We start from the raw sequence: 12,041 nt of genomic DNA, 5'->3' as shown, positions 1-12,041 counted from the left end.
GATATGGCAGACAACCGCGAAAAAGAACAGTACGAGCGCAAGACGGAAGACCTGCTTAGCGGGAGCGCTTTCGTCCACAGGTCATACGACAGAGGGAAAACGATAGTCGGGACGATTTCTGGCGAGGTGAAGAAGACCACGATAACGAAGAAAGATGACGGAACGCAAATCTACACGGCGGTATTTGACCTGAAGCCGCTGCAGGCGAAAGTCCCGGCGATTTCCGTCGATATACGCAGCATGGAGCCAATAGACATGAGTCCGTTCGAACACGGCGCGCTGCTCGCCGTCACGGGACAGAGATTTCTCGTCACGCCGCGCGATAAAGACGGACACACTGCTGGAGAGCGCAGGCCGGTCCTCTTTGCCAGGTCGGTACACAGCGCCGTACTCGGCGAAAACAACAGGCCCGAGATAATAGAGACTGTGATCCTAGCAGATAAGATGACGAAGACGGAATTTTACAGAGCGGCGAACGAGCTGCTTACAGGCTATGTTTTCAACAGCAGATATTCTGTTTTTAACGAGCGAATAAGCTACATGACAGACCGCGGCGAAGCTGGACTGTACGGCTACGTCAGCCGCTTTTCCGTATCTTCGCCCAAATACGTCGAAGGGAAGAGGGCTGTAGGCAAGGATGGCAGAGCCGAATACGAATACACGAAAGTCGATATGGTAACGAAAGAACCGATAGACGTTCAATCTTTTATTTCGACTAAAGAGCACCCGCAGCGCCTGAGCCTGAAAGGCGCTTACAGGCTGTTCGATTACAAAGACGCAAACGGGAAGTGGCACAACAACATCGTGACGTTCGAACCGGTGATTTTATCGAAATATATCAAGAAAGAAGCAGAGCTGAAAGAACAGAATGAACAGCAGGTGCAATCCAAGGCAATACGCAGATAGCCTGTTTAATTGCCTATTGGACGCAGCGCGCAGGGCAAAGGTTGCAGCCATTCAAGCAGAATTTATTCACGCTATGTGGCGTTTGGTTTGATAATGTGTTGATTGGATGTAATAATGTGATGATCGATGTGGCGATTGAAGATAAAAAGCGACGATTCATATGACGATTGCCAGATAGAAAGCAACCTATAATTAGAAAAATTAATGACGGATTCTGCAAATCCATATTGACGCTACTTGATGATACAGTTTCGTTTCAGCAGGATATTGACTGCCTTTGCCGACATAAAACAAGCTGCAACTGCTGTGATTCTGATAGACAATCTAACATAATCTACGGCAACATCTGTGGAGTCGCGATGCCGATGGGACTATACAGCGCGTGACTAACGCGATGCGCGATTCCAGCAGAATGTTCATCTTTATCAGAGGCGTGAAAAAAGAGACAGCGTTGTTGCCGCTTTGTGCCCAGCCACCTAAGATAGGTCCAGGCTTAAACAGCCTATAAACACAGGATTTATAGGCGTTTGCCAGCATATGTCTACGTTTGAAAATAAATACATCTTAAAATGTCGCCGGTGTCTACTTTTGAAAAACAAAAATTCATAAAAATGCTGCGTATGCCCACTTTTGGAGATCCAATCCCAAGAATAATATTTCCCGTGTCCACTGCTATTGACAAGTACAAAGAGTCGAAAAAATATAAATTTTGCGTGATTTATGATATATAAAAATATAAATTTTGCATAATTGGGCTTTGTTAAAAACTTATATTTTGTATATACTGTTGCTGCAAAGGGGTGATAAGCTTATGTATAAGAGAAAAATCTACGATCGGTTATTACAGTGAAAAAACGGGGCTCAAGGTAAAACGGCACTGCTGATCGAGGGAGCCAGGCGCGTTGGTAAATCTACCGTAGTGGAAGAGTTCGGTAAAAAAGAATATGTAAGTTATATAATGGTCGATTTCTCAACGGCATCCCAGACGGTAAAAGATTTGTTCAATGATTTATCTGACCTCAACTATTTGTTCCTTCAGCTTCTTTATCGGACAGATCTTACAGAGCGGAAGTCCCTGATTGTTTTTGACGAAGTACAGCTGTGCCCTCCGGCGAGGTAGGCAATCAAAGCTTTGGTCACAGACGGTCGCTACGACTATATTGAAACAAGGTCGTTCATCTCAATAAAGAAAAATGTAAAAAACATACTTATCCTCAGCAAAGAGGACAAAATCAATATGTATCCTATGGATTACGAAGAATTCCTCTGGGCTCTGGGCGACTGCGCTACAGCTCCCCTTCTGCGCGACTTAACCGACCGACGTAAGTCAGTTGGGGAACAGCTGAATCGCAGGCTTATGCACGACTTCAGATTATATATGCTCGTCAGCGGAATGCCGCAAGCTGTCAACGAATATATCGAAAACAACAACTTCAGGAAAGTCGGTATGGTAAAGCGGGTATCTTATGAACGGTCAGAGCACAGCGCCTTTCCGCACGACCAGGCGCTTCAGAAAGCGCTTTATCTTGCAGGGCAACAGCATTTACTTTATAGCCTAAAATTTGAACGGCTGGACCCGAAAGAGCTCTCACAATGCCTTTCATACTGGCTTGAAGTTGAACACGCAAAACGTGCAGTAGTCGCGGTCGACGGTAAGACGATATGCGGCAGCGCTAACGAGGAGCACAAAGCCTATCACGCCGTCTGTGCCTTCGTCCATGAGAATCAAATCACATTAGGCGAAATAGCTGTGCCCGGCAAAACGAACGAAACAACGGCGATACCGGAGCTGCTAGACCTTGTAGATATAAAAGGGCAGATAATCACAATAGACGCGGCGGGCTACCAGAAGAAGATAGCAGATAAAAATAGTAGGTAAAAAAGCAGACTATGTACTTGTCTTAAAAGACAACCAGCCGGAACGGCACGAAAACGTCAGGCTGTACTTTGACACGTTCGGAAACGAGCTAGAAGCGGAGCGGCGCCTGAACAATGGCCACGGACGCACGGAACGCCGCAAATACAGGCTGCTGACAGACATATCGTGACTGAAAACACGCAGGAAATGGAAAGGGCTCAAAGCCCCGTATGCGAAGCAAAAAGCGTGATATATGAGAAGGGGCAACGCGTGAGCATACGAGGCACTTCATAACGACGCTGCCCGGCGTGAAAGAGTTCGCCCACGCGATAAGAAGCCATTGGTCGACCGAGAACAACCTCCACTGGTTGTTAGACGTGATATTCAGGGAAGACGCGGAGAGAGCCAGAAAAGACAACTTGCCGCTGAACATGAACGTCCTGAAAAAGGCAGCGCTGCCACTGCTCAACAAGGCCAGATACGGACGTGTCAGCAAGAGAATAATAAGGTTTAGGGCTGAGATAGCTCCTCAGATCATGCTCAACGTCTTGTTTGATTTGAAAAAGTAAATGCTGTCGCCATGAGCAGCATCACATCCTATCTTGACAACAACATGCGTATTACTGAAATAATATATTTAAATTCCAATGTGTTTCTATAACATCCTATAAATATTAAATTAGGCATAACTCCACATACAACCAGCTTCCCGAAAAACGCCTTAATTCCATAATCAGGTATAATATTACAGATTAAGGTTGTTATTATAGCGGCAAGAAAAGTAGCTGTGAAATACATACTATATTTTACAAAATATTCACTCATAGGACAATGAAAGCCATATTTGTAAAGCACATATGGCTCTATCCAGAAACATGTTGTTAAAGTGCTTATTACTGTTCCGGCTAGAATCCCGTTGACTCCCCAAATTTGTCCTAATATGACAGATACGATGAGATTGATGAGAACCTCCAGCACAGGCTTGTATCTGTCGTACCAGAACAAGCCCATAACATCACGGACAGTAAGACATGCCTGCCGCATTCCTGTAAGATAGAATGACGTTACGAATAAAAAAACTGTTGTAATGGGGAAGAGGTATTCATCACCTAGCCATAAAGATATAAATGGATTTACGAGGACAAAAAAACAAATAGAGCAAAAGCCAAATATCCAAGCTCCAGCAAAATTTATTATTTGGAATACTTCTATTTTCTTCTCATCGCTTGCCAGCGCATTGAGATTACCAAAGCTGGCAGATACGGATTGAAACACAATGCTAGTAATTGTATTCACTCCCACACGGATAAGCATATAGTTTGAATAGATGCCCACTGCAGTCAATCCAACAAGCTTTGAAATCAGTATATTGTCTGTGCTGAATACAACTACGCTACCTATTTTATGGAATATCATGGCAAAAACATTCTTTTTAATTTCGTTTTTTACATCCAGCGAGAGTGGTTGTATCACTTTATCTCTTAAATATGCATATAGAGAATCTGCTTTCCGAGACAAGAGAACATTTTCTGCAAAAGTGCTTGCCGTCTGAATCAGCAAAAATAATATAAAGTCACGTGTCAACCATAGCACAAACATCTGAGCTACATTCATACAAAAATATAATGAATAATGATACATTGTTACAACATACCATTTTTGATTCGCAATTATAATAGAGCGCTTATAAGTGAAAAAATAAGAAATTGCCGAATTGACGACATATATAAAATATATCTGCCTGATGTTAGGAATATTTGGTAATTCTCTTATAAACAGGTGCAGAAACGGTGTGAGCGCACTGCCGGCAATAAGTATAAAGACACCGACGGCAGTATATATTTGTTTATAAAGCCGCATAAGCGACTTTATTTCTTCTGTGTTTTCTTGTGCGATTGGTTTATAAAGACTGTAAACAATCGCACTCCCGACGCCAAGCTCTGCTAGCGCAAGCATAGAGAGAATGTTTGAAAACAAACCGTTGAGTCCAAGATATTCGGCGGAAAGACACATAACAAATACTTTACGTGAGACAAAGCCGATCAATATTCCAAGAATTTGTCCGACTGTGGCAAATTTCATATTTCTGAGTGTGTTTGATGTTCTATTCAACTAGTACAACAACAGCTTTCTATTAAAATTAACATTTGAATATGTATATTAAAAATCATGTTTCTGAGGTTCACGAGCTACTCACTTCAAATGACAAAATGACAATAGCAAACAAACCTTAAATAGTATATTTAAATGGATAGAGAATTATAAAGCGATATAAAAGGTTACACCTTCTAAATCCTTGAATTCCCTATTTAGGTCGTTTGCCAGCATTTTCATGTCAAATTTATTTTAAGGGTATTGCATTTTTTATGGCCTTTCGTACTGTAGAAAACATATTTATCAAACAAAATGCTAAAAATATAAATAATATCGAATTACATTTTAATATATGCACATAAATTTTATCAATTAGCGACATACCCGGTAATGATTCCCCCAAGCGAATGCAATTACTAACAAATTCCATCATTAGACTGCTTTTTATAAATTGGATTTGTTTAAACACACTCTTTTCGTTACACATTGCAGAGCGTAATAACATACCAATAACAGGCAACATGCGGCTTGCAAAGTTCTGTTTATCAAAAATTTTTACAAATTTTTCAAAATATTCTTCTCTGCATTTAAAAGCTAATATCTGATCCTTTGCACGTTTATAAGTTATTTTTGTGCATAATGAATTTGGAGTCTGTCGATAATTATATATTGTATCTGATAATAATCTCGCATTGTTTACGTGTGAATAATATAAAATGTTAAATATATTATCTTCCGATAAAGTTATCTTTTCTGGAAAATTAATATTATAACGATTGATAATATCACGGCGATATAATTTTCCCCATACACCACCTAAAAGTGTCATATTTGTTTCATAAGAAACATATGCAAGATCATAAGGCGAATGTAGTATACGTGATGGCCAAATATAAGGTACACGTTCTCCACTTATGTAAAGTCGGTTATAAGACGCACATGTTAAATCGTATTGCCCTTTTAGCATTTCAGAATGTAATATTTCTAATGCTCTGTTTTCCAAAAAATCATCACTGTCTACAAACGTAACATATTGTCCTTTTGCCTCACGTAGTCCAATATTTCTAGCGATAGACACCCCGCCGTTCTCAGAACAAATAAGTCTTACCCTCTCATCTTTTTGAACATATGATTTGCTGATTATCACAGATGAATCGGATGAACCATCATCAATAATTATAAGTTCAAAATCAACAAACGTTTGCTCTAGTATTGAATCAATACATTTATGCAAGAACGTTTCCACGTTATATACTGGCACAATAACACTAATTACGGGCGCATTTTTTTTTGCATATACAGCACACATCACATATACCTATTGTAAATCCAATCGTTGTGCAAAATTGAAGCAATGCTAAGTGGCCCATTATCATATTTGCTACATTTTCTAGTTACCGTTAATTCATTAGTAAAATTTATTAACCTATTTGCTGCACATTCCGCGTTCCATAATCCTAATATCGTATTATATGAGTTTATACCTAATGTCACTAGAGACTTATATTCCAATATTGTTTTTATTTTAAAATATAAATCCAAAATGTTTCCATTTTCATATATGATGCCGTTCTTGCCATCTTGAATGAGATACGGTACAGCTCCAATTGCATGACTGGCTACTACGGCACACCCGCTGTTCATAGCTTCGTTCAGCACAGCCCCCCATCCTTCGTTAAAGTCAGAGGTGAAAAGAAAAATTTCAGATCGCTCCATATATGAGCGAACGGAATCAGGGGACATAGAGCCAAGCATCTGCACGTGCTTTTGCAGTCCATATGATTCTATGAGCGTTTTTATTTCATTTTCTAAAATTCCAGTTCCTATCATGTTAAGGGTAAAATCATACCCGTCCGTTTTTAATTTTCTGGCAATCTCTACAGCAGCTTCAGGGTGCTTACAATCAATCATCCGCCCTACCCAAAGCAAGGACATTGATTCTTTTTTGCTAATCAAAGCCTCAATGTCGTCATATTTCCGAGCTTCTGGAAAATATCCCCATTTGTACAAGCGATTTTCATAATTGCCGAATCGTGCGCAGTCATAAGGAGTGTATGCGCTGGCGCACAGCATATAAATCGGATATTTCTGAAATCTGCCGTGATGCAGCCAGCTCCCGATATACGCTCTTAAATAATTCCTGTAGCTTAGGCCTTTTTTATAGAAGCGTTCTGAATACTTCAGAGTGAGCTTATGATTTTTCAGTCTCTTTACAATAAAGCTGTCAGACGCCGAGCCTATAATTACGACATCATAAGTGTTCGCAATTTCATAGGCGCGCTTTCTCGCGCTGTCTGTAAGATATGACTTCAGTTCAAACAAGTAAGAGGCATTGGACTGCCATCCCAAATTAATACGCTCCTGCTCCATCGGCATCGTAGATATAAAACAAAAATCATCACCAAGTATGTTATTCATGGCCTTACAGAACGGTATCTGATGATGAGATAAATAATTTGAGATAAAAGCAACCTTCAAATTTACTCTCCCCTATCGCTAGATATATTCTGATACACTATCGAAGTAATCTTGACATTATCCTCTGTATTGTTTGTTTTTAACGCCTTTAATTTCGCATTATATCCTAACTGGCAAGCTAATTTTGTGTCGCTAAAGATATTGAGAACATAAAACGCCAGCATATACGGCGCATCATACTGATATATAAAGCCTTCTTTACCATGTTCCAGTAAATTTTTAACGCCCCCCACATCTGAAGAAACAACAGGCATTCCAAGTATCATCGCTTCGCAAACAGAGTTAGGGGAATTTTCGATGCTCGACGCGGACACAAACACGTTAGAGCGCAAATATCTTGCGCACATTTGTTCTTCATCGAGCGGTCCGCAAAAGGTGATATTTTGTTCGAGATTATACTTCTTGATTAATTTCTTTATGTATTTACCGTATGCAGTGAGTTTTAATCTATTTTTGAGGCTTCCAGTGCTGCAAGTAACATCCGAACCGGCAACGTACAAATGTGCCTGCGGATATTGCCTTAGAATCAAGGGGAGCGCTTCAAGGACGAAATGCAGCCCTTTTATCGGATAAGCAGCCTGACTGACAAAGATTGAGAATCTCTCACATTTTTCAAAATTCCACTCATGCTTATAAAAACTTTTTCTTAATATCTCATTGCAAAAATGATAGTTAATATCAGGATTTATTTGAGTAACACACGCTTTATCCCAGTCAGTCCTACCAATGACATGCTTGACTTTGCGCAAAGCTTCTATTTCATATTTTCCGCGTTTTTCAAAGGCTTTTTTCTGCTGCGCAATAGAATCGTGAAAAACTAGATGGCGAGGGGTCATAAAATCGTAGACGACATTCCACGGGAGTGAAGCGTAGTAATGCTGTGCATATATTGAGACAAGTCCTTGGATATTGATAACAACCCTATCGAGCTGTCCTAATTTCTTGCAGGCATTAACCATTGATAGAACATAGGGATATTCCGTACCCCATATATGAATAACGTTTGGACAGCTTTGCAAGAGGATTTGTTCAAAATGCTTCTCTGTTTTTGCGTTAAAGCTATATATATCTTTTCTTGAGCATGGAAACAGGCAATACTCATATCGCTCCGTTTTTTCTATCACTAAACTGTCGATCCAATTGCACGGCATACATACCTCAATCTGGACATTACAGACTGAGTCTAGTATTCCTTCCAACATTCCAGTCAGCCATCCGCCGATAGGCGTCGGCTCTTTGCCGAACTGCTTCATAACGTCAGGCAAAATTATGTTGCAAAGCCACAGAACTTTCATACTTTTCTCCAAACCATCCTGTTAACGATACTCGTATAGCTTTGAATGATCTTCACGACTTTTGTAGATACGTTCTCATCCGTGTAGTCCGGCACCTGTGCTCCCAAGTCATGGTTTTCCTGCATCTGCACCGCGGCCTCTACAGCCTGAAGGACGCTTTCTTCAGTGATGGAGCCTATGATGAAGTTCCCTTTGTCTATGGCTTCCGGCCTTTCGGTGCTGGTCCTTATGCATACGGCGGGGAAGCTCCTGAAATACGAGGCCTCTTCCGGCAGCGTGCCGCTGTCGGAGACCACGCAGTAGGCGTTCATCTGTAGATGGTTGTAGTCGCTGAAGCCGAAGGGCTTCATGCTTCTTACGTTTTTGTGGAATTTGAAGTTCCTCTGTTCTATGAACTTCTTACTCCTCGGGTGCGTGCTGTAGATTACCGGCATGTCGTATTTCTCCGCCATGGCGTTTACCGCGTTCATTAGTGAGAAGAAGTTTTTCTCTATGTCTATGTTTTCTTCCCTATGAGCAGAGAGAAGAATGTACTTCTTGGGCTCAAGGCCGAGTTCTTCGAGTACTTTGCTTTTGTTTATTTTGTCTATGTTCGCCGTGAGGACTTCGGCCATAGGCGAGCCTGTGACGTATGTCCTTTCTTTCGGCCTGCCTTCGGCGTTGAGGTAGCGTCTGGCGTGTTCGCTGTAGCAGAGGTTCACGTCGGCTATGTGGTCCACTATTCTTCTATTCATCTCTTCCGGCAGGTTTTCGTCAAAGCATCTGTTGCCGGCTTCCATGTGAAAGATCGGTATCTTGTGCCTCTTTGCGGATATGGCGGAGAGCGCGGAGTTGGTGTCTCCGAGTATGAGCAGCGCGTCAGGCTTTATTTCTCCCATAAGTTTGTATGACTTGGCTATTATGTTGCCTATGGTTTCGCCTAAGTCTTCTCCTACCGAGTCAAGGTAGTAGTCGGGGGCGCGGAGGTTCAAGTCCTCAAAGAATATCTGGTTGAGGGTGTAGTCCCAGTTCTGTCCTGTATGGACCAGTATGTGGTCGAAGTATTTGTCGCATTTTTTTATGACTTCGGAGAGACGTATTATTTCCGGCCTCGTCCCTAGTATGGTCATAAGTTTCAGTTTTTTTATGTCTTTCATCTTTTTCTATCCCTTATTCTTATTCTCTTTACTTTGCTTTATATGTTTTACCTATACTTCTTCGTAGTAGGTGTCCGGGGTATTCGGATCAAAGGGTTCGTTTGCCCACATTACGGTCACGAGCTCCGTCCCTCCCGTGTTGGTTATGCTGTGGGTGTAGCCAGGCGGGATGTCTACGGCTTCTATTTTGTCTCCGCTTACGTCGTAGGATATAACTTCCGCAGAACCTATCTTTCTGAACGATATTCTCGCTTTGCCGCTTACCACTATGAATTTCTCATTTTTTGTACTGTGCCAGTGGTTGCCTTTGGTTATGCCGGGTTTTGAGATGTTTACCGATACCTGGCCTCTTTCCTGCGATTTGAGCATTTCTGTGAAGCTGCCTCTGGTGTCACAGTGCATGGTGAGCCCGTAGCTGAATTTGTCTTCGGGCAGATATGAAAGATATGTCGCGTAGAGTTTTTTCGCAAACGGATCTTTCATGTCCGGGATGTATAGGTCTTTTCTGCTCTCTTTGAAGGTGTAGAGTATGTTTACTATGTCGAGCAGTTTGACTTGGTACTGTTCCGGTACAGAGCAATACGTATAGCCGTCTTTTGTGCTTATATGCGCTTCTCCGCTAAGCGCGTTTACGAGTTCTTTGACAAGGTCGTCTATGTAGACCAATGTCAGTGTCGGGTTAGATTCGTTTACCTGTATAGGCAAATTCCTCGCTATGTTGTGGCAGAAGGTGGCTACCGCGCTGTTGTAGTTCGGACGGCACCATTTGCCGAATACGTTGGGGAAGCGGTAGACGTAGACTTTCACGCCGTTGTCTTTGCCGTACTGGAATATGAGTTCTTCTCCGGCTTTTTTGCTTCTGCCGTACGGGTTGTCGAGCTCGGCCTGTATGGAGGAGGAGAGCATTACGGGAGCTTTGTTCTCGTGCTTTTTGAGGCTGTCGAGCAGTACCGATGTGAAGCCGAAGTTGCCGGACATGAAGTCTTCCAGATTTTCGGGCCTGTTTACTCCGGCGAGATGATATACGAATTCGCAGCTTGAGGCGTATTCGTCAAGCTGTTCTTCGGTATTGTCTATGTCATAGGCTAGGATTTCGTGTCCCTGTCGTTTTAGTTCTTCTGTTAGGTTTTTGCCTATGAAGCCTCTTGCTCCGGTTACGAGTATTTTCATTTTCCGCTTCCTCCTTCCTGTTTGTCTTTATCTATTCGCCAATTTTGTTTCTTTTGCCTTTGTTTTTATGTTCTTCCCATGCGGCTAGCTCTTCTTTTATGTATTTGAGCGAGAGAAGCTTTTGCTTTACGGCTTCGACGTCCAGGAGTTCCGTGTTGTCCGAGTTGAATTCTTTTATGGCTGTCTCTTTCGGCCTGCCTTTGTCGAAGTATTTCTCATAGTTCAAGTCGCGTTTGTCGCAGGGGACGCGGAAGAAGTCGCCCATGTCTTCGGCGTGGGCGCATTCCTCTTTGGTGAGTAATGTTTCGTACATTTTTTCGCCGTGTCGGATGCCGATTATTTTTGTTTCGGCCTGCGGATCAAAGAGTTCTTTTACGGCTTCGGCAAGCACTGATATGGTACAGGCAGGAGCTTTCTGTACCATGATGTCTCCGTTTTCAGCGTGTTCGAATGCAAATACTACGAGCTCAACGGCTTCTTCAAGGCTCATGATGAAGCGCGTCATGGCGGGCTCGGTTATGGTCAGGGGCTTGCCCGCTTTTATCTGTTCGACGAAGCGCGGGATGACGGATCCACGAGAGGCCATTACGTTGCCGTAGCGAGTGCAGCAGATCGTGGTCTTTACAGGGTCTACAGTACGCGATTTTGCTATGACAACTTTTTCCATCATGGCTTTGGACGTACCCATGGCGTTGATGGGGTATGCAGCCTTGTCTGTCGATAGGCAGATTATTTTTTTGACGCCGTATTCTATAGCAGCGGACAGCACGTTGTCCGTGCCTATGATGTTGGTCTTGGCGGCTTCGAGCGGGAAGAACTCGCACGACGGCACCTGCTTCAGGGCGGCTGCATGGAATATGTAGTCCACGCCGTGCATGGCGTTTTTGACGCTGTTTATGTCCCTGACGTCGCCGATGTAGAATTTTATCTTCGGGTCGTTGCCGTATTCGGTGCGCATGTCGTCCTGTTTCTTCTCGTCGCGTGAGAAGATACGGATTTCACGTACGTCCGTGTCGAGGAAACGGTCTAGGACCGCGTGGCCGAAGGAACCCGTGCCGCCGGTGATGAGTAACATGCTATTTGTAAACATTATTTATATTCTCC

The 12,041-nt window shown here is 42.6% G+C and carries 9 protein-coding genes and 1 pseudogene; 3 read left to right on the top strand and 7 right to left on the bottom strand.

The genetic code is table 11. From position 1 onward, the window contains the following. The first annotated feature begins 3 nt into the window (after positions 1-3). The 3 genes and pseudogenes from ABGT66_RS06385 to ABGT66_RS06375 all read left to right on the top strand — a co-directional run. Entirely contained in the window at positions 4-906 is a 903-nt protein-coding gene (locus tag ABGT66_RS06385) for a hypothetical protein (RefSeq protein ID WP_346689597.1), read from the top strand. A 1,132-nt stretch (positions 907-2,038) separates the two neighbouring features. Continuing rightward, positions 2,039-2,785 (top strand): ISAs1 family transposase, encoded by a 747-nt coding sequence (locus ABGT66_RS06380; protein WP_346689596.1) that lies wholly within the window; start codon positions 2,039-2,041, stop codon positions 2,783-2,785. 251 nt (positions 2,786-3,036) lie between these two features. After that, a pseudogene (locus ABGT66_RS06375) lies at positions 3,037-3,333 on the top strand (ISAs1 family transposase); the annotation flags it as partial. 28 nt (positions 3,334-3,361) lie between these two features. Here the strand turns inward: ABGT66_RS06375 and ABGT66_RS06370 are convergent. From ABGT66_RS06370 to ABGT66_RS06340, 7 genes are all read right to left on the bottom strand, one after another. Further along, the gene (locus ABGT66_RS06370; protein WP_346689595.1) at positions 3,362-4,846 is read right to left on the bottom strand and encodes a hypothetical protein; all 1,485 of its coding nucleotides are present in this window, start codon (positions 4,844-4,846) and stop codon (positions 3,362-3,364) included. A 259-nt stretch (positions 4,847-5,105) separates the two neighbouring features. Continuing rightward, entirely contained in the window at positions 5,106-6,167 is a 1,062-nt protein-coding gene (locus ABGT66_RS06365) for a glycosyltransferase (RefSeq protein ID WP_346690451.1), read from the bottom strand. Continuing rightward, positions 6,167-7,336 (bottom strand): glycosyltransferase, encoded by a 1,170-nt coding sequence (locus tag ABGT66_RS06360; protein ID WP_346689594.1) that lies wholly within the window; start codon positions 7,334-7,336, stop codon positions 6,167-6,169. Before ABGT66_RS06360 ends, ABGT66_RS06365 begins: the two co-directional genes overlap by 1 nt. A 2-nt stretch (positions 7,337-7,338) precedes the next feature. Further along, positions 7,339-8,589: a glycosyltransferase gene (locus ABGT66_RS06355; RefSeq protein ID WP_346689592.1), complete on the bottom strand. Its 1,251-nt coding sequence runs from the start codon at positions 8,587-8,589 to the stop codon at positions 7,339-7,341. Positions 8,590-8,627: 38 nt separating this feature from the next. Beyond that, positions 8,628-9,767, bottom strand: coding sequence for a UDP-N-acetylglucosamine 2-epimerase (non-hydrolyzing) (gene wecB, locus ABGT66_RS06350; protein ID WP_346689590.1), 1,140 nt, complete (start codon positions 9,765-9,767; stop codon positions 8,628-8,630). A 51-nt stretch (positions 9,768-9,818) separates the two neighbouring features. Then, positions 9,819-10,937: a capsular polysaccharide biosynthesis protein CapF gene (locus ABGT66_RS06345; RefSeq protein ID WP_346689588.1), complete on the bottom strand. Its 1,119-nt coding sequence runs from the start codon at positions 10,935-10,937 to the stop codon at positions 9,819-9,821. 31 nt (positions 10,938-10,968) lie between these two features. Beyond that, entirely contained in the window at positions 10,969-12,027 is a 1,059-nt protein-coding gene (locus ABGT66_RS06340) for a polysaccharide biosynthesis protein (RefSeq protein ID WP_346689587.1), read from the bottom strand. Positions 12,028-12,041 lie beyond the last annotated feature (14 nt).

Source organism: uncultured Cloacibacillus sp. (assembly GCF_963926575.1).
Classification (GTDB): Bacteria; Synergistota; Synergistia; order Synergistales; family Synergistaceae; genus Caccocola; species Caccocola faecigallinarum.
Note: the sequence above shows the minus strand (reverse complement) of the source record. Positions and strands in the feature narration are given on the sequence as shown.